Annotated in this window: 21 protein-coding genes; 11 read left to right on the top strand and 10 right to left on the bottom strand. The window is 57.7% G+C overall.

The features are described from left to right. Window positions 1–281: 281 nt before the first annotated feature. Both EGH21_RS18995 and EGH21_RS18990 read left to right on the top strand, forming a co-directional pair. Window positions 282–650, top strand: coding sequence for a DUF7522 family protein (locus tag EGH21_RS18995; RefSeq protein WP_220619984.1), 369 nt, complete (start codon window positions 282–284; stop codon window positions 648–650). A 720-nt stretch (window positions 651–1,370) separates the two neighbouring features. Next, a complete protein-coding gene (locus EGH21_RS18990) occupies window positions 1,371–3,518 on the top strand; it encodes a PAS domain S-box protein (protein ID WP_220619983.1) in 2,148 nt (715 codons plus the stop codon). Window positions 3,519–4,211: 693 nt separating this feature from the next. Here EGH21_RS18990 and EGH21_RS18985 read toward each other — a convergent pair. The 3 genes from EGH21_RS18985 to EGH21_RS18975 form a co-directional block, all read right to left on the bottom strand. Continuing rightward, window positions 4,212–4,463, bottom strand: coding sequence for a hypothetical protein (locus EGH21_RS18985; RefSeq protein WP_220619982.1), 252 nt, complete (start codon window positions 4,461–4,463; stop codon window positions 4,212–4,214). Further along, window positions 4,460–4,765 (bottom strand): hypothetical protein, encoded by a 306-nt coding sequence (locus tag EGH21_RS18980; protein ID WP_220619981.1) that lies wholly within the window; start codon window positions 4,763–4,765, stop codon window positions 4,460–4,462. The genes EGH21_RS18985 and EGH21_RS18980 overlap by 4 nt, the downstream gene beginning before the upstream one ends. 358 nt (window positions 4,766–5,123) lie before the next feature. After that, the gene (locus tag EGH21_RS18975) at window positions 5,124–5,363 is read right to left on the bottom strand and encodes a MarR family transcriptional regulator (RefSeq protein ID WP_220619980.1); all 240 of its coding nucleotides are present in this window, start codon (window positions 5,361–5,363) and stop codon (window positions 5,124–5,126) included. A 419-nt stretch (window positions 5,364–5,782) separates the two neighbouring features. On the opposite strand from EGH21_RS18975, the gene EGH21_RS18970 reads away from it, so the two are divergent. The 3 genes from EGH21_RS18970 to EGH21_RS18960 all read left to right on the top strand — a co-directional run bounded on the left by EGH21_RS18970 (window position 5,783) and on the right by EGH21_RS18960 (window position 7,440). Next, on the top strand, window positions 5,783–6,100 hold the full coding sequence (locus EGH21_RS18970; protein ID WP_220619979.1) for a PadR family transcriptional regulator: 318 nt from the start codon (window positions 5,783–5,785) through the stop codon (window positions 6,098–6,100). Continuing rightward, on the top strand, window positions 6,097–6,402 hold the full coding sequence (locus tag EGH21_RS18965; RefSeq protein WP_220619978.1) for a hypothetical protein: 306 nt from the start codon (window positions 6,097–6,099) through the stop codon (window positions 6,400–6,402). Before EGH21_RS18970 ends, EGH21_RS18965 begins: the two co-directional genes overlap by 4 nt. 171 nt (window positions 6,403–6,573) lie before the next feature. Beyond that, on the top strand, window positions 6,574–7,440 hold the full coding sequence (locus EGH21_RS18960) for a hypothetical protein (RefSeq protein WP_220619977.1): 867 nt from the start codon (window positions 6,574–6,576) through the stop codon (window positions 7,438–7,440). A gap of 437 nt (window positions 7,441–7,877) precedes the next feature. Here the strand turns inward: EGH21_RS18960 and EGH21_RS18955 are convergent, their stop codons facing one another. After that, on the bottom strand, window positions 7,878–8,681 hold the full coding sequence (locus EGH21_RS18955; RefSeq protein ID WP_220619976.1) for a nucleotidyl transferase AbiEii/AbiGii toxin family protein: 804 nt from the start codon (window positions 8,679–8,681) through the stop codon (window positions 7,878–7,880). Between the two features lie 5 nt (window positions 8,682–8,686). Further along, window positions 8,687–9,517: a type IV toxin-antitoxin system AbiEi family antitoxin domain-containing protein gene (locus EGH21_RS18950; protein WP_220619975.1), complete on the bottom strand. Its 831-nt coding sequence runs from the start codon at window positions 9,515–9,517 to the stop codon at window positions 8,687–8,689. Between the two features lie 337 nt (window positions 9,518–9,854). Between EGH21_RS18950 and EGH21_RS18945 the strand changes: the two genes are divergently transcribed. Together EGH21_RS18945 and EGH21_RS18940 are read left to right on the top strand one after the other, a co-directional pair. Continuing rightward, window positions 9,855–10,424: a DUF7342 family protein gene (locus EGH21_RS18945; protein WP_220620025.1), complete on the top strand. Its 570-nt coding sequence runs from the start codon at window positions 9,855–9,857 to the stop codon at window positions 10,422–10,424. After that, a complete protein-coding gene (locus EGH21_RS18940) occupies window positions 10,417–10,854 on the top strand; it encodes a toxin-antitoxin system TumE family protein (RefSeq protein ID WP_220619974.1) in 438 nt (145 codons plus the stop codon). The genes EGH21_RS18945 and EGH21_RS18940 overlap by 8 nt, the downstream gene beginning before the upstream one ends. A gap of 241 nt (window positions 10,855–11,095) precedes the next feature. Here EGH21_RS18940 and EGH21_RS18935 read toward each other — a convergent pair whose 3' ends face one another. Further along, on the bottom strand, window positions 11,096–12,424 hold the full coding sequence (locus EGH21_RS18935; protein ID WP_220619973.1) for a hypothetical protein: 1,329 nt from the start codon (window positions 12,422–12,424) through the stop codon (window positions 11,096–11,098). Beyond that, window positions 12,421–14,226 carry a hypothetical protein gene (locus tag EGH21_RS18930; RefSeq protein WP_220619972.1) on the bottom strand — a complete coding sequence of 602 codons (1,806 nt, stop codon included), beginning with the start codon at window positions 14,224–14,226 and terminating at the stop codon, window positions 12,421–12,423. Before EGH21_RS18930 ends, EGH21_RS18935 begins: the two co-directional genes overlap by 4 nt. Window positions 14,227–14,411: 185 nt before the next feature. Between EGH21_RS18930 and EGH21_RS18925 the strand changes: the two genes are divergently transcribed. After that, complete coding sequence (locus tag EGH21_RS18925) at window positions 14,412–14,615, top strand: hypothetical protein (RefSeq protein WP_220619971.1); 204 nt, start codon at window positions 14,412–14,414, stop codon at window positions 14,613–14,615. Between the two features lie 264 nt (window positions 14,616–14,879). Here the strand turns inward: EGH21_RS18925 and rhcF are convergent, their stop codons facing one another. From rhcF to EGH21_RS18910, 3 genes are all read right to left on the bottom strand, one after another. Beyond that, on the bottom strand, window positions 14,880–15,728 hold the full coding sequence (gene rhcF / locus EGH21_RS18920) for a 2,4-diketo-3-deoxy-L-rhamnonate hydrolase (protein ID WP_220619970.1): 849 nt from the start codon (window positions 15,726–15,728) through the stop codon (window positions 14,880–14,882). 449 nt (window positions 15,729–16,177) lie between these two features. Next, window positions 16,178–16,672, bottom strand: coding sequence for a Zn-ribbon domain-containing OB-fold protein (locus tag EGH21_RS18915; RefSeq protein ID WP_236035677.1), 495 nt, complete (start codon window positions 16,670–16,672; stop codon window positions 16,178–16,180). After that, entirely contained in the window at window positions 16,669–17,835 is a 1,167-nt protein-coding gene (locus tag EGH21_RS18910) for a thiolase C-terminal domain-containing protein (protein WP_220619969.1), read from the bottom strand. The genes EGH21_RS18915 and EGH21_RS18910 overlap by 4 nt, the downstream gene beginning before the upstream one ends. A 279-nt stretch (window positions 17,836–18,114) precedes the next feature. Between EGH21_RS18910 and EGH21_RS18905 the strand changes: the two genes are divergently transcribed. The 3 genes from EGH21_RS18905 (at window position 18,115) to EGH21_RS18895 (ending at window position 23,419) form a co-directional block, all read left to right on the top strand. Further along, window positions 18,115–19,695, top strand: coding sequence for a long-chain-fatty-acid--CoA ligase (locus tag EGH21_RS18905; RefSeq protein WP_220619968.1), 1,581 nt, complete (start codon window positions 18,115–18,117; stop codon window positions 19,693–19,695). Window positions 19,696–20,293: 598 nt separating this feature from the next. Further along, window positions 20,294–21,118: a M48 family metallopeptidase gene (locus EGH21_RS18900; protein ID WP_220619967.1), complete on the top strand. Its 825-nt coding sequence runs from the start codon at window positions 20,294–20,296 to the stop codon at window positions 21,116–21,118. Window positions 21,119–21,550: 432 nt separating this feature from the next. Beyond that, window positions 21,551–23,419: a cation:proton antiporter domain-containing protein gene (locus EGH21_RS18895; protein WP_220619966.1), complete on the top strand. Its 1,869-nt coding sequence runs from the start codon at window positions 21,551–21,553 to the stop codon at window positions 23,417–23,419. The last annotated feature ends 452 nt before the right edge of the window (window positions 23,420–23,871 follow it).

The following is a 23,871-nucleotide window of genomic DNA, read 5'->3' as shown; positions in this document are numbered from 1 at the left end:
CCTCCCGTGGCGGAAACTCTTCACCACAGCGCGGACAATATCGCATCGGTGCGCGCCATTCCTGGCCCTCTTTTCCAAACGTAATTTCTCGCCCACAGTTCGTGCATGCTATCTTTGACATCGTGGTCCTCGTAGAGTCGTTGCCACACCGACGACCGAACATATCTCTACTGTTCAGACATATTAATGGTCCACATAGTTCAGGATTCACGATCGCGAGTAGGACGTATCTATTCATTTCGGCCCGCAGTACTAAGGGTATGTATTGTGACCTTTCAGATATGCCTCACGAGACGACTGCCCGATTAGCAGAATACGCCCACAACAACGTGAATGACGCGTTGCGAACCATCGCTGTCGTGTACGAAGGCGATTGCGAGGTCCTATACCTTCGAGACGACCTCAAAGGCGAGTACACGGCTGCCGAGTACAAATCCGTCGTCGACTCGTTCAGAGTGGTCCCAGAACTGACCAGCGATATGACTTCGGAGGCTCCTCTCGGGAGCAAGCAATGTCTCATCCACTACCACGAGAAGGCGTTCGTATTCCAATTCCCACACGAAGCGTGTCACAGTCTCCTCTTGAGCGTCGAGCCAACTGTTGGCTCTAGACTCCAATCCTTTATCAACGGTTGTCAGCAGCGGCTTTGAGTAGAGAAAATCGCCGTATATGAAATTAGTGACATTTGTGGAGATGCTAATTGTGACTTGCGGAATTGGGTGCGTCGGGCAGTGTTTCGAGCTCAGAGCGTTGGCCGACGCCGACCATCGCTTCCGCGTCGAATTCGTCTTCGGGTATGTCTAGGGTTTCACTGATCTGCCCCCACTCGAAGCTAGCATCGGGTGAAGGGCCAAGTCGCGAAGCGTTTTTCTAGAGCAATCTCGCTCGGTTTGCCCTATCCTGATCCTCGAGTTCACCGGAAAAATAGCTGTTTTGTATTAGAACTGAGGAACGAGTGATAAGTCCATAATCAAATTCTGTTGTCATATATCCGAGTTCCGTCGATGGAATATTTTAGCTTACCCACCTTACTTTGCATACCCTGTCAGGGCGTCTATTGAGGGTGAGGCTTATCCGTGAACTCGGCTTCAAATCCTTGAAACGGAAGTTGTCGACCGGTGATTCGTCGGGGGCCACTCAAAATTATTTAACAGTGGCGATCATATTAGTGTCCTAAGGAATCGTCTGAAAAGCAAATGCTAACTCATAATCTTCGCTGGAGTCCGTTATCGGCACTGTCACAAACAAGGGGAGCATTCCTGTGGAGTATGGCACTCGCCCTCGGTTCTTATTGGAGAATGGTAGGACGGCGGTTGTCTTGGTTACCGGTGAGTAAGTCGTGAGTGTGACCTGTACAGCGAGGAGCCACAATGAGCTCTGACTTCGTCGACGCTGTGGAACCGTTAGAGTCAATACCTGTTCTTCACGTGGATGATGATCCGGACCTCGCTGACCTGACTGCGACATATCTCGAGCGCGAAGACGACCGCTTTGACGTGACAATAGCCACGAGTGTTGCCCAGGCAGTTAACCTCCTCCAGGACCAACAGTACGTCTGTGTTGTGTCTGACTACGACATGCCAGAACAGACCGGCATCGAATTTCTCTCGATCGTCCGGGAGGAATATCCTGACTTGCCGTTCATTCTGTACACAGGAAAAGGGTCAGAAGAGGTCGCCAGCGAAGCGATCTCCAGTGGCGTCACTGATTATCTTCAAAAAGAAACCGGATCAGGACAGTATACTGTACTCGCCAACCGAATCATCAATGCGGTTAATCAACAACACGCTACGGCGGCACTTCAGGATAGTCAGGAACGACTCGCGCTACTCATCGAACAATCACCGATCGGTGTGCTGGAGTACAACGAAGAGTTCGAAATCGTTCGCCTGAACGAGACCGGAGAGTCAATCCTGGGGTACTCAGAAGAAGAACTGCTCGGAGAGACTTGGGAGCAGATCGTGGCCGAGGACAGTTATGAGAATGTCGATCGTGTAACTGATGACCTTTCCCGGGCTGAAGGCGGGTTTCACAGCATCGATGAAAACGTTCGGAAAGACGGTACCCGCATCTACTGTGAATGGCACAACCGAGTCATCACAGACGCTGACGGTGACGTTGTAACGATCATCTCGTTATTTCAGGACATTACAGATCGTAGAGAGCGACAGCGAGAGCTTGAACGACATAAATCCTACCTGGAAGGATCAACTGACATCATCACTGTAGTAGACGAAGCTGGTCGAATCCAGTATCAGAGTCCATCAGTCACGCGTATTCTTGGGTACGAGGCAGGAGAGTTACTCGGTGAAGACGCGTTCGCGTATGTTCATCCGGACGATACGGCGACAGCTTATGCGGCCTTCGAACGTCTTATTACAAGTTCGGAGCAGCGGGTCAGCGTTGAGTTCCGGTTCCGGACAGCCGACGATGAGTGGCGGTGGCTCGAAATCAGAGGGACGGACTACCGAGAAAGGCCAGACATCGACGGTATTGTCGTCAATAGCCGGGATATCACGACACGGAGACAGCGGGAGCAAACACTTCGACAAACCACGGCACGGCTTGAATCTCTGTTTGATGAATCACCTGACATGATAAATGTACACGACATGGACGGAAATATCATCGATCCAAACCCACGTCTCTGTGAGCAGACTGGCTATACAGAGGCTGAACTCAAGGAGATGAAAATCTGGGATCTCGATCAGACGATCGCTCCCGATGAAGCAAGATCTCTCTGGGCGGGGATGGAGCCAAACACCCAAACAAAGGTAACGGGCCAATTTCGGCGGAAAGACGGGAGTGAATTCCCTGTTGAAATACACATCAGACGGCACGCTATCGATGGTGAGCAGCGGTTCATCGTCATTAGTCGGAATATCTCGGAGCAGAAGCAAAAAGAACGACAGTTGAAGGAGTTTGCATCCGTGGTCAGTCATGATCTTCGGAACCCGCTAAGTGTGGCAGACGGGCATTTAGAGCTCGCCCAAGAGACGTGCGACAGCGATCATCTCGACAAGGTTGCACAGGCGCATGACCGAATGGACGGGTTGATCGAAAATATCCTGACACTGGCACAGGAAGGAAAACAGGTAAGCGATATTGAAATCGTATCTCTCGGCTCGATTATGGCGAACTGCTGGGAAACTGTCGATACTGCTGACGCAACGCTACGAACCGTTACTGAGTCACGGATTCACGCTGATCGAGAGCGGCTCAGACAACTCCTGGAGAACCTTATTCGGAACGCCATCGAACACGGTGGCAACACTGTCACTGTTACTGTTGGGGATCTGGATGATGGCTTCTATGTGGCGGATGACGGACCCGGCATTGAGACTGACGATCAAAACGTAGTTTTCGAGGCGGGATACTCGAGTACAGAGGGTGGAACAGGGTTCGGATTGAGTATTGCACGGCAAATTGCAGAAGCTCACGGTTGGGAGCTCTCTCTCACAGCAGGCGAGGATGGCGGCGCCCGGTTCGAGATCACTGACGTTGAAATTGAAAAATAGTGGTTCTGTTGAAACTATCCACCAGTGACATTTCGGAGAGGTTGTGATGACTACAGAGCGCGTACTCTAATCTGTCGTCTCGGGAACGTTGATCGGGACGAATCCTTTAATGACTCCTGCCGCCAGTGTGACTGATCCCATCCTTGGAAGGCAAATCGTTCGGACAGCCCGTCTCAGTCGTCCCGTGAGGCGGGCCAGTGACGACGTTCCCACACACGTGGGTCTGCTCGTCGGGACCGTATTCCTCAGCAATGTAGGATCCCCATCCTCGGGGCAGATGAGCGGATACTGAACAGCCAATCCTGTAGAATCCTTGAACCGGGTTCCGCAAATCGAATTTGCTCGTCCGTGATCGAACACGCCTACCAGGTCGGCGTCGTACTCGTCGAGGATCGCCTCGTACTCGTCGGCACTATCTTTGTGTCGGCGTCGACCGTCTCCAGCGCCTTGATCGGTGACCGATTCCCTGTCGAATTGCCATTAAAAACGGGATGCTGAATAATGATGCGTCTACTCAGGGGGAGCGTTTCCCCCGCTCCATTCGTGGGCAGGCACCCGGCTGCTCGACATGTGTCCCAGTCAAATCCGGCATTCCGGAGTTTCTCTCGATCTATTTAGTCTTCTTGTCAGTAGCCAGCTAACTGACTAACCAACGCCTACCAGAGGCATATCGATTGTTGGTTAGTTATCCCCCTACACTGTAGCCGTCACGTGCTGATACTCGGCCTGTGAGGGCGTCGGCCGGAGCGTCAACTCGGCCAACGCTAACTCCCGAAGCACTTCGGGCGGCACACCCTCCGGCTCTTGCAACACGGCATCGAGCGTCCACGCGTCGTACTGACTCGCACCAGGTGTGACGACGTCGACGGCGACCGTTGATACAGTGTGCTCGATAGCTCGAGCAGCACGTCGGACCTGTTCGCGCTGTTCCACGGTACAACTCATGCCTCGCCACCTCGGGCAAGGTCGCCCATCAGCGAGCCGTCAACGCGTGGACCGACGTTCCAGCCACGCGTTCGGCGAACATGCTGGCACCCGTCATCGAGCGTAGGACGAGGCGTCTCGTCGAGCCGGAACACTTCGGCGTCGTCGGCCAAGATCGCTTCACGCGGAACGACGGCCACCGTGCATTCGTAACTTTCCCAGTAGTGGGCGGTGTCACCGTCGACGCCGAGAAACAGGCTGGGCGACTGAGTGGGCAGTTGGCGTGCGATACGTTCTTGAGGGTTCGCTTGCGTAGTTGCCATTGGTTCTCACCGGAACCACGCGTCTCGGTGCTCCTACACCGGGGCGATTTCGACGGAAATCGACCAGCGACGCGTGTGTTCCTATTCTAAACTGCGTACCTCATCGGACATAAAATTTTACATACGCAGAAACTATTACCACTCAAGATATGTCCCCTCGACCACGAACATTCTCGAACCAAGATGTGCTCTCGTACATGAAATCCCACGAAAGGTCGTTCTGTACTGCTAAAGAAATATCCGATGAGTTTGGTGTGTCGAGTGGTACTATTTTGGACAGGCTCCACGAAATGAGGCAGCAAGGTGAAGTGAAAACCAAAGACGTGGGTGCTTGTGCGAAAGTCTGGTGGATCGCCGACTAAGAATCTGCTACGCGAACTCGGCCTTCGTCGGTGAGCCAGTAGACAATAGCATTTGCACCCACCTGACGCTCATGGAGGTATCCGTCTTCAACCAACTGATCCAGACGTTTGTTCACGCCTGCTCCAGACATATCCAGCCGGTCTGCTAATTCCGGCGCAGTCACTACAGGTCCACGCGCAAGCGCGACTTCATGTAGGATTTCGTCGTCAGAGACATCTTTCGGACGACCAGCCATTGCTCTCTACTGGAACCGTCTTTGCAAAGTAATCACCGGCTTAAAAATACATACGAATGAATTAGCTTATTCGTAGAAACTTATTTGGTGGCCCAGTGTAAAGCATAGGATAGGTGACGCCCAGAACGACGGCGGCGTCGCACTGAACCCATGACCGACCACCAACCCACCGACGAAGAGTTGCATCGCCCGCCTGCCCACTTTCGTGCACGAATCACCGATTCCCGAACCACCAGACCACGGTATGTTCGCTCACTTTCGTCCATCTTTCGCTCATCGGCTGAGCGGCCCACGAACGCCCCACAGCATGCCATATACGAAAACCGACACGCGAAGTCCAACTTTCCTACACCACCTTTCAGTAGCTTTTCTAGGTCTACCATCGACCCCTCGGCCACGCCCACACAGGGGGGTACCGTATGACGACCTACCATAGTCTGACCGGCTTTCAGCGCGACCTGTTGGAAGCCATCACCGCCGTCGACGACGAGCCCTACGGCCTCGCGCTGAAGGACTACCTTGACGACCGGTACGCCGACCCCATCAACCACAGTCGGCTGTACCAGAACCTCAGCCAACTTGCCGAACTGGGCCTGCTCTCACCCGAGCCACTCGACGAGCGCACGAACGCGTACCGACTGACTGACGCCGGCCGTACCGTCCTCTATCGACACGCTCGCGACCTACAGGCCGTTTGTCCACCCGACGCCCTGCGGTCCGGGAGGCGACGACAATGACGACGACGCTGCCGGAAGTGGGCGAAGTGGTTGTTCTGGAGATGTACGAGTCCGATCCGTGGCTCCTCGTCTGTGCAACTAACGACGATAGCCAGACCATCACCGGGACGCTCCTCGCCGACCTCGCCCACGAGACAGTCCTTCGGATAGCGGCCTCCATCGGTGACCGGCCACGCCGCCGTCGGCTCACCGAAGCCGTTCGTCGAGCCGACCTCACGACCCTCGAGGTTCCCATTCAGGAGTGTCGACACCGGCAGGGCCCCGGCATTCAGGGCTGCCCACCACCTGAGGGGGTCGGCTGACAGTAGCGCCTGAGGGGGACGACGAGCAGCCCGCACGAGCACTGTGTAGCGGCGCCACTCCACCGCGAGCAGCAGCGCTGTGCCCCGAACGACACGCTTGCCCCAGCCATTCACTGCCCGTACCGTGGTCGGGACGCCCGGTTCGATTCCGGGACGGGCACTGTGGTCACAATGCCACGATCTACGACAGCCGACGACGACAGCACCGACGCAGACGACCGAGACAATGCGCTCGCTGAGCACCAAGGAACAGACATCGACCACGCCGACGACGACCCTGCGGACCTACTTGCTGCCCTCGACGACGCGGACGTCAACCCACTCGTCGTGCAGCTCTGTGAGACACTCGTCGGGACCATCGAGGATCTGCAGGAACGCGTCGAGGAACTCGAAGCCCAACGAGAGAAGACCCACGAAATCGCGACCAGTGCCAGCGGCCAGGCGGCGACCAACCAGTCCCGACTGGACGACCTCGAAGAGGACCAAGAAGAGACCCACGAAGTCGCGAAGAGCGCCATCGCCAGTGTCGCCCAGATGGACACCGACACAGATCTGACAGAGGCCGACCAGTCTGGGACCGAGCCGAGTTCGTCGCCGCTGGACTTCTTCGCCAACTGCCGGGAGGCTAAAATCAAGAACGTGTTCGTCGAAGAATCGAACCGACAGAACACCTACCGCGCTATCAAGGTGGCCAAAGCCTGGCCGGAGTTCGCCACCGAACGGACTGACGGCAGTGGCGTGTTCATGACCAGAGACGACGTCGAGACGGCTCTCGTCGGTACACTGGGACGACAACCCCATCGACAGACGGTCGCCCGCGTCTGGGACACGCTTATCGACCTCGGTGGGGCCGACCTCGTCGAGAAACGCCGCTGCATCGACAGTACCCAGGAGGCCACACCGATCCTCGCGATGGACATGGACACCGCTGAAGGGCTACTGGAGAAGCGCTACGTTGGGTTAGATCTGATCGACGGCTCAGACCAGAAAGCGTCCATCGGTGGTGTCACGCCCGTTGTGACGGGGGAACCCGCCTGAGCCCTGTGACAGCGACTGGATAGCCACGCAAACGTCTCCACCTACTGCAGTTGGACGCGGTTGCACGTGCCCTGCCGCCGCCGACGCCCGGCTACGCTAGCCACAGCAACCGGCAGCGCCCCCTTCTGTACAGAGTCGTCGCGTGTGTTCGTAACGCACGCAACGCTCTCGCGCTACATCTCCCCGTCACAACAGGCGTGACGTGTGCAGTGTCCAGCCTGCAGTTTTTACTAGAGCACGGTCGGTGGCATGTCTGACTATCTCGCTCTTATGTAGAACTGCGGAAAGACCCGATAACGAGACAATCAACGATTGACTCGGTGGATTCGCCAGCCAAAGTTAACCAACGCACCAGCCAGATATCCCGAATTGTTGGTTAATCACCAGAGCTCCGGATGCAACACCCATCGGCCATCGACACCGATATCGGCCGTTGCCTACGACGATCCCTGTCGGGAGATTGCCGTGTCCAGCTGTTCCCAGACCATTTCGAACGCCGGCGGGTCACCGGTCAGGTCCGGCAGCGTAGTCTCCCACTGGTGGCTGATCGTTTCTTGTTGCTCGTCCGGGAGTCCGTCGTTCAGATCAACGGTGAGCCCATCGTGTTTGCACTTCGCGTCGAGGGCGGGCCCCACGTCGGCAAAGTTGATCGTGACCGAATCGGTCTCGAGCAGCTGATAGAGGTCGTAGTAGTCACGGGCGGCCCCGCGCTGGTAGATCGCTCGGAGCTTTTCGGCGAAGATCTCCTCGACGCTGTACGCCTGAAGGTCGAATTCGGGCACGTCTTCGTACGCGTGAGAGTGCTGAACAGGGTCGAAGGCGACGTGCTCGTCGACCATCACGTCGATGCTGATCGTGTTGGGGTGGCTGAGGACGGCCCGGTACTGAATGCTGATGTCGACGTAGTGGGTTGGATAGTGGTTCTGCTGGGATTCGTGGTGCTCGCGAATCTCGAATTCGATGCCAGAGCGGTCGGCAATCGTATCGAGGACCGCTTGGAGCTCCTGTTTGGACCCCTGGTACTCCCCTTCGACGCCAAAATCGAGGTCCTCCGAGAATCGCCACGATTGCGGGAAATACAGCTTGGACAGCGCGGTCCCGCCTTTGAACAGGAGGTTGTCGCCGTAGTCGCTCGTGAAGATGCCCCAGAGGAGCCACGAATTGACGTAGTTCTTTTCGGCGTACCCTTGCCGAACGCCCAGTTCGCGAGCGAGAATCCGGAGCCGGTCCTGACTGATCATCGCGATCAGGACTCCGTCGGCTCCAGCATGGCTGGCTCGACGTTGATTCGGAGGCGATACGTACTGTCGGTCGATCCGGTGTCGGGCCGCGTCGGGTCCAGCAGCGAGTACCCACTCGTGAAAGACGCGACGAGTTCCTCGCGGGCGGGGAGGTCGATGCCGAGCTGGTCGGCGAGGTAGACGATCCGCTTGGTCGCAGCGCCGTTGTCGAGGCGTTCGAGGTACTCGCCGACAGTGACCCAGTCGCACCCCCGTTCGTCGGCAGTACGCATCGCGGTCGCAAGTTCCCGAAGGCCTCCACAGAACTCGGGGTGGTCCGCACAGTCGACCAGCGTCTTCTCCAGGCCGCTGACCTGAACGGTCGTGCCCTCGATCGATGTCGGCTCAAAGCCGAAGAATTTCCGCTCGGTGACTGTCGTGACGCGGTACGGGACGCCGTGGATCTCCCGGCTTTGCGCTCGGGTCGGCGTGACGACGTACACCGTCCGGGGGACCTGTTCGATCAGCCCGTGGTGGCTGAGGGCGCTGTAGTAGCCGATATACATCGGCTCGGCGACGTGGGCCGCGATGAGGTACTCATGGGTTGTGTACACGGCCTCCTCGCCGGCAGTGAGTGGAATGATGAGATACGTGCCCGGGAAGAGCCGGTCGAGCCAGCCCTTCTCGGTGAGCCGGGAGGCAATCTCGCGGGCGGTGTTTGGGGGGACCTCCAGCGTCGTCTCGATGTCGTCGACGGAGATGATCTGGTGACCCGCGCCAGCGAGTCGTGCAAGGAGTCGACTTTCTCGAGTCGAGAGGCCCTGGCGTATATTCTGCAATTGTTCTATGGTGCCCATACCTGCGTTTCTTACATAGAGTATAAACACGGGCCTGCTTTAGCCTTGCGACTGCCGCGGACGGGGGAGACGAGCAGGCTTAACCAACAATCAGAGTAAATCCCCAATATGTTGGTTAATTCGAAGTGATTGAACCCAGTTAACCGACTCATCGCGCTACCATCTTCGTCGCAACGTATTGACGGGACAATGTGACTGCACAGAATCGGACATGAAACCGCAATCCGGGGATGAGATGCGTGGTACCTCGCCGGATTTAGAATGAAGCAGAAATAATTCAGTGTTCAGTAGATATATACCGCTTCAAGCGATAGGTCATAGCAAGGAGGCCTCGCGAATGGACATCACTGATATTCCCGACGACGCGTACGCTGGCGACGAAGCACCGCCAGACATCGACGAGCTAGAGTCGCCTGACTCGCTGCTCAAGGGCGGGCCGATCCGTGAGCGACTCCTCGACGTCGTCACCGAACTTCGAACACCTACGAAAGTGTCCGACATCGCTGATCTCGCTGACTGCGATACCGAAACCGCCCGAGACTACCTAGAGTGGTTCGACGAGATGGGGCTGGTTCACCGCCACAGCGGCCGCCCGGTCCGATACGAGCGCAACGACGCGTACTTCGAGTGGCGACGGATCGATCGCATCCGCGAGGACTACTCTGAACAAGAAATCGTCGAGGCGCTTTCGGACGCCATCGACCAAATCGAAGATTACAGGGAACAGTTTGAGGCAGACGATCCGGACGCGGTCTCTCTCGTCGAAGTCAGTCGGGACATGGCAACGGAAGACGCGTGGGAGGCACTCTCGGAATGGAAAACGCTCGAACGTAGAGCGGCGCTTCTAGATGCGGCGCGGCGTGACCACCCAGTCTCTGGTGGCACTCCTGGTCCCATCGATGCCTGACAACCCGGCTGATCCGCCCAATACCGGCCCTATCGATACTGAACTTCTCGACCGCATTGCCGCGCACCTTACCCGAAGCGCTCGCTTCGACGATGTGCAAGCACGTCCCCCGTATGCACCGAACGCCGTCGTCGCCGACTACGATCTCGGTTACTTCCCCAGCAGGATTACGCGTGCATATCTTCGGATCCGGTGGTTCGAGACTGACGACGTCAACATCCATTACGCCGAGCAATACCAAACGGGGGAATCCTGGGATCGCCGTTGGGAGCGTCACCCGAACGACCACACCACCCGCGAGCACTTCCACCCGCCCCCGGATGCATCGACACCAGGCGAGGACGAGGACTATCCGGACGAGTGGCGGGACGTACTCGCCACCGTCCTCACCAGTCTTGACGAACGGATCGAGGCATTCTGGAACGAGTAGCGGCACAGTGCGGAAACGAGGTGTGCAGTTCTACGGAGCGCTGCCAGACCGAATACGACTCGGATCAGGAAACTGATTACTGGCATCCTGGTGTATCGCCGCATCGACGTCCCAGGTATTCGATTTCTACTGTACGAACCCGGACTGTGATTGCCTCTCCCACTCGCTGGAGTGCAATTGACGCGTTCATACGCGCCTCGAAATTCTGTACCGATTCGGCCCGCTGAATCTCGGCACCGATCTAGTGTTGCCAGCGAATGTCCCGATTGTGGGCGGGCACACGCTGGGTAGTGATACCGGCCGCGTCGAACACTCGTTCGACAGTCTCTTGCACCTCTTCTCGCGCAGCATACCCAAGCCGCACTTTCTCATCGGCCCGTGCGACTGGCTGGGCAGTTCCCTTGGTCTGTGCCATTTCCCGCATGACGAGACGCTGTAAGCGCTCTCGTTCACCCTGTGTGACTGTCTGAATCGTCGGCAATGGCGCCTCGATACGGTAGAGCCCGTTCTGGTTCGGAATTCTGACGAAAAAGTAGGCCCGCGACAGCAATTCTTGTGGTACATACGACAAGGCCACCTCGGCAAGCGGATGCCGTCGATGGTCTGCGTGTGGGGCTGGCAGTGTTGGTTGTGCCAACCACGGCGTATAGGTCCAAGTCGTTTCCGGTGCAGTGTCCGAGACCTGTTCAGCAAGCAATTGGCTGATGAACTGGCGGTCCGTTTGCCACGGCAGCACTGCATCGGCTGCTGACGTCGGCCGAACAGCACTCACCTCTGTCTTTCCCGCTGTGATACGTTCGTTGAGTGTTCCTACAAGCGCATTCGTCTCTTGCGTTTTCGCGACCGCGAACACACGGTGCCCGTGTTCGAGGTGAACCGCTATCGCTGTCGCAAAGGTAGCCAACACGACTCTGGCGAGCTCTAACCACGGTGAGTCTCGTGTCGCGGTATCGCTGGAAAACTGTAGCCGACTGGCCAGCCCCAATGGAAGCAACGCCCCATCGAGGTAGAGTGGACCATCGAGCTGGTGGACACACGCCTGTAGGTGCAGCGCCTCGGCCAAAAACTGCAACAGCGTCACGAGCTCGTCGGTCTCACGACCGTCCGTCGGACTCGGCAAAGCAACGACGTGGCTTCGTGTTCGGGCATCGCCATAGCCCCGGCTCGTTATCCGCGAAGAGTAGTACTGTTCAGTCCCTGGGTACGGGTCGATAGCCGAGTGGAGCAACGTCTGGTCGGCCCAGACGTCTCGTTTCTCGCCGAGCACGCCAAACATCGAACGACAGCGGCAGACACGGTGGCCGGACTGTAACTGAATCCCACCGGTTGATCCGGCGTCGAGTCCGTATGCTGGCCGGACTGGATCGATATCCGCGAATGCGTTGTGCGACAGTGTCCGAATCGTGGGTGACTCACCAACCAGTGACACGAGTGCGTCTGATCCCGCCTCGTCAATGCACTCCCAGACGGCGTCGGCCGTCGGCGCGGTCCTGGTTGACTGGGCGACCCGCGAGGCCAGTTCCTCGAAAGCTGCCTCGATAACGTGATGCTCGCGGTTGAAGTGCGTCATTCGAACTGTTCGGTCCACATTCGGTAGATAAGTTCGATCACTCGCTGACGAGTCGGTGGGGCCATCTGGTCGCCGAGTTCGTGGAGTACCCAGGCAAGATGTGTGAGATTGAACCAGCGTGCTGGTTCGTGTTCGACTAGTTGGTGGTTCCACGCTCTGTCGATATCCGCATCCAATGTTTGATGGGAGATTGCGTGTGGATGCCCGGGGCACTTGGCAGCGTGGACGGTGACCGTATTGACTGGTCTATCCCTGACACGGTCATCCTCGAAGACGTCTCGTGGGATTATGTGATGCCGTTGGAGTTGACCAGTAGCAACTGGCGAGAGACAGATGTAACAGTGTGATTCCTGATCCGCCTCGAACGCCGATAGTTCCGTCCGCTCCAGCGTTGGACTCACTTCGGGTGAACAGCGTTCACAGGTCCACCTTGGCGACTCCGGATCGACGTCGAAGTACGTCCCACAGCCACGACAGAGATTTCGAACAGTCGAATGATGGCGGTGCAGGCGTTCTGCAGCAGCGGACAGGGTGTGACTGTACGGCAACGCGGTGAACAGGTCGGGCGTCTCGAAGGTCGGAATTCCGAACAACCCCGTCACAGCACACCAGTGGAGAAGCGGCAGAGGCAGGTCGGTAGACCCAGTGAGCGTTCGCAGTTGCTGACTAGCGGCACAACTCGGTGCTCTCGGTTGGAGCCCGCCTACCTCACGGAGGTACTGCACTAAGTGTATGAACACGCGCTCGAACTGCGACTCGTTCGGATCGAGTCCGAGCCGGGTGATGATGAAACGCCGAACAGCGTCGCTCGTCGTCCGCGAGTGCGCTTCCAGTTCGGTTGGGTGGGCACGTTCCCATCGGTCTGCCCCCACCCGAACGGGCGCAATATCGGATGCCTTCCCAGCGTCGATTACCTCAGCCGGCTGTGAACAGACCTCGACTGGTGAGTGGACGATATCGAGGTCGTGGGCTGACTCGACGCCTTCGATAGCCGTGGCAACATCTGTCTCGATAGGATTCAATTTTGTTGCCTGCAGGTCAGTGTGGGATCGGACTGCAACGTTCGTTTCGCGCCGATGTGTGTCGGTCGGATACGCGATCCGAATGAACGGCTGTCGACTGAGCCGGGGCCGCTCATCAGATGGTCTGTCCAGATGTTCGACGATATCTGCTTCAGCCCGAAGTTGGGTCGCCATGTACCGGAGCCCGGTGATTATGCACTCGAGAGTCTGGGCCTCGTTATCTCGTCGTTGGGGATGGTTGAGGAAGTTCCACCGAATAAACGATTCGAGACTTCGACGGTCGACCCTGTCGACCGTCCACCGATAGCCATGTCGGTGATAGTGTTCGCGATAGTCAGACGGTTGTCGAATTGGCCCACGATCCAGCATTTTCTCTGTTAACCGGGCTGCCGTACTGCTGAGGAGTGTGCTGACACGGTCTCCCGATAATCCAACCGTTTCTGCCACCGTGTCGGTAACGGCGCTATACACCGCCCACGGCCAGTCACGGATCGTCCGGCCGTCGACCAACCAAAGCGTGGCTGTCTCTGCATCGAGAACCTCCCAGACGCCGGCCGTCGGCCAGTGATGAGACTGAGAGAATTCAGCTGCGCAGATGAACGGGCTATCTGCTGTCCCCGTGATTGATCGACCTTCTACAGTAGGGGGCGCAGACTGAAGCGTCAGCACATTCGCCATCGGCTTTTTGACCGCAAGATTCGACCCAAGTTCCCAGTCTACTTCGTCGAAGATTGCGTTGAGGCTGGTTCTGTCGTCGATACGGGTGTAGGGCGCTTTCACAACTGCAGAACGACGCCCGAAATGTTAATAATTTTAGTAGATAACTTACGTTACTCAAATAATAGTAGATATTAGATATGTTTTCGAGAAGTGTGAGGCTTCAATCGGGATAGCAGAAGATATTGGACGTTTCGATACGGTCTGAGCTATAGAAGATATTTATCGTAGGGCTGAGATAACAGTGTATGGCCGAGCAAATCCTGCTGGCCGCCCGCGACGCTCGTCGTATCGCTGACCTCCTCCGCGACATCGAGGATGATGAGGAAGCAGAGGTCTATGCCGATCTCCTCGCGGAACATGCCGACGAGCATTCTTTTGACGACCGATTCACAGAAATCGGGCCGATCGACAACGCGATTGATGTCGCCCGAAACCAATCTCAGCAATAATGTTTAGGAAACCTATATCGGCACTAGTTGCATAGGTTTTTGGGCTGACTATGTTTATATTGCCGAGTTTTAGACTGAAGATCTCTTTCAGAAATGAAGTTCATTTCATGTGGGGATATTTAGAGGCTGATATCAGGTTCTAACCATATATACTACTAAGAATGCAATATTAACATATACTGATAGTAGATAATAAACTGGTCATCAGTCGGCGACTGCTGATATCAATCGCGACCTACAAATTGATTCGGTCGTATGCTGCCGTTAGTCTCGATCGGCGACAACGTGGTTAGTCAGTGTCCCGATCCCTTCTATCTCGACGTCGACAGTGTCACCGGGTTCGAGCAGTTCGGGCGGGTCGCGGAAGATACCGACCCCACCAGGCGTACCAGTCGAGATGACGTCGCCGGGGCGAAGGGTGGTGATCCCACTGATGTATTCGACAACCTCAGCGACGCCGAAGATGAACTCCTCGGTGTTGGAAGACTGCTTGGTGTCGCCGTTGACCCGGCAAGCGACGTCTAGGGAAGATGGATCTAGACGGTCGTCAGGAACTAGCGCTGGACCCATCGGGGCGAACGTGTCGTAACTCTTCCCGCGGAAGAACTGTCCGTCGTCGAACTGTGCGTCTCTGCCGCTGACATCGTTGATTGCGGTGTACCCAGCGATGTAGTCGCGTGCGTCCTCCGCGCTGACATCCTTGGCAGTCCGTCCAATTACGACGCCGAGTTCGACCTCGTAGTCGACCTCGTCGAGTTCCGAGGGATGAACGATGGGATCGCCGGGATTGGTAACAGCGGTCCCAGCTTTTCCGAACAGCAACGGACGTTCGGGGACCTCCTCGTCTTGTTCTTCTGCGTGGTCGTGGTAGTTCAGACCGACACAAATCATCTTCCCTGGTCTAGGGACCGGTGCGAGGAGCTTTGCTTCCGACGATGGAATCGAACGGTCCGCCATCGCATCAACGGCATCCTCGACGATACGAAGGAACCCCGCATCGGTCAGTTGTTGGTACGAAACGTCTTCACGGAGACCAGTTAGCGGGACGATTTCGTCGTCACGACGAACCCCCCACTGTGCGGCACTACCAGTGGTGTATCGAACGAACTGCATCATCCTACATTGTTGAGGGATGGAACCTAACTGTTGTTGGTCTCTCCCCCACCCATACTGGGCAGTGGTTCAGTGACTTCGATATGAAAGGAACACAATCCCTGTGCAGCGTACATCCTCTGTATTGAGTACGGAGTTTATGACAGAACCTGAGATTAGCTCTAAACTGGTGGCGGTCTCACTAACAGAACTGATGATAGTGCCTCAATTGGTGATTGCTCTTCTCTGAGTGGCGTATGCTGTATACACCGCGCGTATCAATTCCTGCCACTCACTTCGTCGTCGCCATTGGGTTGCCCTGTCCAGAGAAACTAGCGGCTTGTGTGTTCAGCGACGTGGTCCCACTTGTCGCCGCGGCCAGTGACGCCATATATCAGTTCTGGACGGTATGGCTCCAGTCGACCAGGTCACGAGTTCATCCGAAAAGGACGTCGACAGTGTCTGGCCGTTCACATCAGTTCGAAGACGTGAATCGGCCACTCCTCCTCGTAGGACAGGTCGAAGTCCGGATCGATATCGACTGTCTCGGGATCTCTGACTCTGAGTTCGACGCGGTCGCCTATACTGACGTCATCAAGCGGAGCGGCAACGCGACCCGTAAGCCGAGCCGATGAGTCGAGTTCGACCACTGCAACGGTGATCGGCGCTAAGTGTTCGAACGCAGACGGGGGTCGGTTGACCGACGTGTACGAGATTACCTCGCCGGTTCGGGGCTGTTCCGATAGTGTAACTGCTCGGCTGCCACAGCCGTAACAGGCGGGGCGAGGCGGGAGCATATGTGTATCACACTCGGTACAGCGGGCGGCCAACAATCGGCCCTCAGATAACGCGTCGAAGAAGCCCGGGAGCGTGAACGCCGAGTCGGCAGTGATGTCTTCCGGTGCGAGCGGTCCCGTCGTCGTGTTTTCGGTGTCTGTCATCGGTGAGTCACTATCGTCGGTCATTGTGCAGTCAGGACGGTGGCCACGGTATGAGCGTCCGCGACGCCACCTTCGTTGATGAGCAGCGCAGTGTCGGCGTCGGCCACTTGCCGTTCACCGGCTCGTCCAGTGAGTTGTTCGTAGGCTTCGACGGCCTGCAACAGCCCGGTCGCCCCGATAGGGTGTCCACGGGCCTTCAGTCCGCCGCTGGTGTTGATCTGGACGTCGGTCCAGCCCGCTGACCGGTCCCCAGGCACCTCTACGGTCTCGATTCCGCGACCTTTGGGAGCGAACTCGGCGGCCTCGGCCAGCAGTGCCTCACAGACGGTGAAGGCGTCGTGGACTTCCGCGACGTCGATATCTGCGGCGCCCACGCCGGCGTCCTCGTAGGCGGTGGAGGCAGCGACGTTCGCCCCCTCGACGAACGTCAGGTCGCGCTCCGCGACGGCGAGGTTGTTGGCTGCCGATCCGACGCCGGCCACGCGGATCGTATCGGGACGGCCCTGTAGGTCGGCCGCGACCTCGTCGTTTGCGACGACGATGGCGGCGGCTCCGTCGGTAACCGGCGCACAGTCGTACAGTTTCAGTGGGGGAGCGACTTCGGGAGCGTCCATGACAGTCTCGATGTCGACTGCTTGCTGGAACATCGCCCGTGGGTTGGCCGCCGCGTTCCCGTGGTTCTTCACGGCGATCCTGCCTAAGTCCCGTTCCGTCGCGTCGGTTTCGTGGAGGTACCGCCGCGCGAGCAGGGCGTACGTGGCGGGCGCGGTGATTCCGGACCGCTGTTCTAAGGCCCGCTCGAAGGCGGCACCGAGCGCGTTCGTGGCACCTTCGGTCCCGCCGGCGGTCATCTTCTCGACGCCACAGGCCAGCACCGCGTCGTGGACGCCCGCCCGAACGTCCCGGACTGCGTTCTTGAGCGCGAGCGCACCAGCGGCTGCACACGCCTCGACACGCTCTGCGGGGACGTTCCGCAGTCCGGCCCATTCGGCCATGAGCGTACCCTGCATGATCTGATTCTCGTACCGTTCGGACTGGGCGCCGACGTACAGCGCGTCGACGACGTCGGCTGGATCGGGCAGGTCCTCGAAGGCCTCGGCCAGTGCTTTCGAGAATAAATCCCGGCCAGGCAGGTCTGTCTTGCCCAGCGGAGAGGACCCGACCGCGATGAGATGAGCTGTGGACATCGTCTGGGAATCCTCAACTAATGATAATAATGGTTTGGACAGTGCGCGCCTGAACCACAACATTAGATGGAAATGCCATTTTGACATCAGTCTCTGGAGTGTGTCGGGGCCTACCACATTGGGACCTATTCATATAGGCCCGTGCTGAATGTGCAGTGTCTGGATCAGCCCCTAAGGGCTTAGGAACCCCAGAAACGCCCTTTACCGCCCGTGGAGGTCGCGTGTTCGCGTCGTCCGGGAGAAAGACCTTTACGTCATACCGTCACGTCTTGACACACCATGCACCGACCGATGACGACGCTCGACTTCCTCGACAGAGGGGTCGATGTCTACGGAGACGCCGTTGGCGTGATTGCCCACGACGGCACGGAGTACACGTACGCCGAGTTCGGCGAGCGGGTCGACCGCGCAGCGGCGGCGCTCGCGCATCTCGGCATCGAGGCGGGCGACCGCGTGGCACTACTCTCACCGAACACACACTGGTTTCTGGAGACGCTGTACGCGATCAACGTCCTCGGGGCCATCTCGGTTCCGCTCAACTATCGGCTTATCGCCGAGGACTACGAGTACATTCTCGACGACTGTGGGGCCCAGGCGGTCGTCGCCGACTACGAGTACGCCGAGAAGATCGAGGCGGTCCGCGACCAGGTCCCCGCCACGACGTTCGTCGCCAACCCGGCCGACCGCGTCGACGGCGACTGGCGCGACTACGAATCGCTCCTTGCAGCGGCTGACCCCGACGAGGCAGAGCGCCCCGACATCTCCGAGGACGACCCCGCGACGATCAACTACACGAGCGGGACGACCGGCGAGCCGAAGGGCGTGGTCCGAACCCACCGCACCGAACACTGGCACGCGCTGATCACCGCGCACCACACCGAGGTCACCGACGACGACGCCTACCTCTGGACGCTCCCGATGTTCCACGTCAACGGGTGGGGTTACCCCTACGTCGTCACTGGCGTCGGCGGGACGCACGTCTGCCAGCGCCACTTCGACGCAGCGGGCGCCTTCGAGCGCATCCAGGCCCACGACGTGACCTACCTCTGTGGCGCGCCGACGGTTCTCAACTCGATGGTCGACCACTACCAGGACCACGATGTCCCGGCGACCGGTGACAAGCCGGTCAGGATCGCGACCGCCGCCAGCCCGCCGCCCGAGGCCACCATCCGGACCGTCGAGGACGAACTCGGCTGGAACATCCTCCACGTCTACGGGCTGACCGAGACCGGCCCGCTCATCACGACGAGCAACTCGCCGCGTCGAATCGAGAGTGAGGGTCGCCTCGCCATCAAGACCAGACAGGGCCACGCCATGCTCGGGACCGAGCTGCGCGTCGTCGACGAGGACGGCGATGACGTCCCGCCCGACGACGAGACGATGGGTGAGATAATCGTCCGCGGCAACCAGGTCATGGACCGCTACTGGAACAAACCCGAGCGAACCCGGGAGGCCTTCACCGACCGGGTCGACGGGTGGTTCCATACCGGCGACTTCGCCACTATCGACGAGCGCGGGATGATCTCGATCAAGGACCGCAAGAAGGACGTTATCATCAGCGGCGGCGAGAACATCTCTAGCGTCGAGGTCGAAGACGCCCTCTATAACCACCCCGACATCGAGCGCGTCGCCGTGATCGGCGTCCCCCACGAGAAATGGGGCGAGACGCCCAAAGCGATCGTCGTGCCCGCCGCTGGCGCCGACCTCTCCGAGGACGGGGTCATCGAGTTCGCCCGCGACAACCTCGCGCACTTCAAGTGTCCGACCGTCGTCGAGTTCGTCGAGGACCTCCCCGAAACATCCACTGGCAAAATCCGCAAGGTCGAACTCCGGGAATCCCACGCCGACCCTGCCGGGTGATCCCGTCCGTTCCACCTCTCCGTCGTCGGCGCCCGCCTGAAAGGGTAGTTCTCGTCGACTTAGACAGAGCGTTGTAGACCTGCGAACCGCGGTCGTCGGCCCCGAACTGCCGGAGAGGACCGACATCACCGAGTAGGACCGCTTCAGCCTCGCCGTCACGCAGGCGGCCGCTCCACTCGTGTACAGACGTCCCCGTTGTCGGCATCCGACTCCTGACAGCACCCCGGTAGCTCGGTGAGCCGCTGCCGTATCCATTCTCTGTATCGGTCACACTGGTCCTGATAGACGTTCTGCGGGTGGAAGAGTCGCTGCTGCATACAGTGCGAGTATCAGTCACCATTTTCGCAAAGCAGCGGGACCCCGAATCACTCGATAAGTCGATCGACTGCTCAGAGTCCATCAGCGTCTTTCAGCAATCGGAGCAACAGACAGAGGGCCAGAGTCATCGCGATGACGTAATGAATGCGCGCTCCGTGCTGACCGTCTGCTGTGTTTTTGACACCTGGTCTACGATGCTCTGAATAACCCTCTCGGGTCAATGGACTGGCCGCGAGACTGGTTCAAGGGGGTTTTACCGACAGACATAGTAGAAACCCCCATGACAGATTTTGGCCTGCAACTACGGATGCTCGTCGTTGGTGCAATCCTGTTCGCGTTCTATATCTTCGCCGGGACTGCGCTGTCGGTACTTTTGGGACTGCCACTGATACCGGTATTACTGGTCGGTATTCTCGTCGTTCCGGCTATCCAGTACAAACTCGGGAAGTGGCTGGCGCTCCGGAAAGCCAAGGATATGCCCGACGACCAGCGGTTTGGCTACGTCCACCAGATGGTCCGGCGGCTCTGCCGCGATATGGGTATCGACGAACCCCGGCTCATGACGATGGATATGGGCGTCCCCAACGCCTTTGCTGTCGGGCGGAAAGGTGCCGGAGTCGTCGTCGTCTCGACTGAGTTGATGCAACTGTTAGACGACGACGAACTCGAAGGTGTGGTCGCTCACGAACTGGCTCACATCAAAAACCGGGACGTGATTACCATGGTCATCGGGCAGTCTATCGGGATGCTAGTGGGCTACGTCGCGTATTTCGCGGTGCTGTTTGGCGGTGAGCGTAACATCGGGTCGTGGATTTTGGCGATGGTTGCCTCCTCGGTGGCAAACGCGCTCGTGATGGTGTTTGTTCTCGCCATCTCACGGTACCGTGAGTACGTCGCTGATGCAGACGCTAGGCAAGCCATCGGAACTGGGGAGCCACTGGCCCGCGCCCTCGAAAAAATCTCTCGTGGTGCGGAGGGTCGTGAGTCGACTGTAGAGGACAGCATGAACGCCCTCTGTATCTTCAACGCCGACAAGGGGATGTTCGAACGACTGTTTTCGACGCATCCGCCCACGGAGAAGCGAATCCAGCGACTCCGGAACTAATTCGTCCTATATGTTGATTGTGAACGTCAGCCACGATAGTTTCGATTGAGACACCGATCAAACCGTTGTCGCGTGGCCGATTGGACAGTGATTTTCAGTGGCCTCGACAGCAACCACGCAGATGTGACACTGGTGGCGGCCCGCTGCTAATACCGGTCTGAGGAGGCAATAAGCAAACTCACTGTGCAGTTGGTACATCGTAGAGTGGCAGTAAAATCCACCGTGCTGATTACTGACATCGACTGAGTAGTTCGAAAAAGCATTGCTGCATACAGCGCGCGAATCGGCCACTAACTCTCTGTGATGCAGTGTTTTGGTGAGTCGCTCAGTATGGATATTCAATCCCCGTCATGAAAAAATTCTCCAGTATAACTGGGTGAAAAGTAGAAACTGAATTGTACCCGGCAGAGAAAAACAGACACGAGACTCCCAGTGACTGCTGCGACAGATACGATCGTTCTGGTCGTCACCGTCATGGGGCTCGGTGTGGCCGCTCAGGTACTCGCAGATAAGCTCGCTGTCCCGAGCGTGTTGTTCCTCATTCTCGCGGGTGTTGCTGTCGGTCCCGAGGGACTAGGCGTGATTAACCCACAGGCGTTCGGGCAGGCCCTACCAGCAATCGTCGGCCTCAGTGTAGCGATCATCGTTTTCGAAGGCGCATTCCATCTGCACATCGATCGTCTTCGACAGGCCCCGTTCGAGTCGATCCGACTCGTTACCGTAGGTGCGCTCATCTCGCTGGTCGGAACGGCGCTGGTCGTTCGATATGCACTCGGCACGACGTGGGGTATAGCGTTTCTCATCAGCGCGTTACTGGTTGCAACAGGTCCGACAGTTATCACACCCATCATGAATGTCGTCGCCGTCCGCGAGCGCGTTTCGACAACACTCGAAACCGAAGGTGTAGCCAACGACGTCACGGCGGCCATCCTAGCCATCGTTACGTTCGAATACGTCGTCCTGGAAGACCACAGCATCCTCACGCTTGTCTCCGAGTTCGCGCTCCGGTTCGGCATTGGCATCGGGGTCGGCGTCACCGTCGCCGGTGTGGTCTGGTACGTCCTGCGGCACGTGGACCTTTCAGCAGAGAACGCCCCACAGAACGCTCGACTCATCGTCCTTATCGCGGCTCTGGGCTCGTACGGCATCGCGGAGTTGATCGCGGCACAGGTCGGTGCCTCTGAGGCAGGGATCGCCGCTGTCGCAACTGGCGGATTCGTCCTCGGCAATGCAGATATCCCGTACCGAGAAGAGATCGAGCAGTTCAAAGGCGACGTCACGCTGCTGGTACTGGCGTTCGTCTTTATCGTTCTGGCAGCGCTCCTGTCGGTCCGCGACTTGCTTGCGCTCGGACTCGGTGGGTTGCTCGTGGTCGGTGCAGTTACTCTCGTCGTCCGACCCGCGCTCGTATTACTGTGTACGACAGGTGGTCGATTCAGCCTCCGGGAGCGACTGTTCATCGGCGCTATCGGCCCACGTGGTATCATCCCAGCGAGTGTGGCCACGCTCTTTGCGCTCGACCTGCAGGCGACAAATGCCGAGGCGGCATCCACGCTCGTCGGGACCGTGTTCCTCGTTATTCTGGCGACAGTCGTCTTCCAAGGGGGATTCGCACGACATATAGCCGAGGCGCTGGACGTAATCCCCATGCGGGTTCTGGTAATCGGTGGTGGCCGGGTCGGACGGGCGCTCGCCGAACGACTCGAAGACCGCGGTGAAGAGGTAGTCGTCATCGACAATAACAGCCAGGTTGTCGAGGACGCTCGCAGAGCAGGCTTTACAGTGAGACATGGCGACGGGACAGACGTCGATGTACTTGAGGCTGCCGGCGCGCACAAGGCGAAAGTGATCGCTCCAGCGACCGGTAACGACGATGTGAATCTCCTCGTCGCTCAACTAGCGAAGAATCGTTTCGACGTCGAGACAGTCATCGCCCGGGTGAACCAACCAGCCAACGTTGACGCGTTCGAAGACCTCGACGTCGAGGCAGTGCCCACTGGTATGTCGGTGGCGTGGTCGATGGACAACTTCATCGAGCGGCCTGGAATTGCTCACTGGATGACAGAGATGGACCGAATTGGGGACGTTCAGGAGATTGAACTGACCGGTGAGGGGATTGCTGGGAAGACCGTCGCCGATATCGGGCACGAACTCCCAGACGATTGTTACATCGCACTCATCAATCGAGACGGTGAAAGCCGGGTTCCACACGCTGATGATGTCTTATACGACGGCGACCACATCACGTTTATTGGGCAGAAGGGCGCAGTTCGCGACGCAATCGAGTACTGCACCCAGTGAACTAAGCCGAGCGCGTCACCAAAACCAACTGTGTAGTGTCGTCACATGGCTACCGGGATAGAGTGTTGGCTGTTGATCGGTGCGCGAGCCCCAGCTGTGAGTGGGTCTTCACTGTAGTTGTGGGCAGAAAAGCGCAAAAACACCCCAATACTGTTCTTTAGCGTCCAAACTACCTCGATATGTCAAATCCACTCTCTTATTTGTGAGATGTGGAAACAAAAACGGTTAATGTAAATATTCTGGATGTTGTAGTGGCTATCTATCTATAGATATCCTCTCTTTATTTGTTTAACGGTCTTTCGACTTCTTGATTTGTGTGGATATAAATACGACTGGTGAAACCGATATTCAGAAGAGTTCGAACCACAATAAAACAATTCCAGACGGAATTTATTATCTGAAGTACCGCTTTTATCCGAACAGAACCTTCTCGTCCGATCGTCGAGCCGACT

It is taken from the genome of Haloarcula rubra, assembly GCF_019599465.1.
Lineage (GTDB): Archaea > Halobacteriota > Halobacteria > Halobacteriales > Haloarculaceae > Haloarcula > Haloarcula rubra.
Note: the sequence above shows the minus strand (reverse complement) of the source record. Positions and strands in the feature narration are given on the sequence as shown.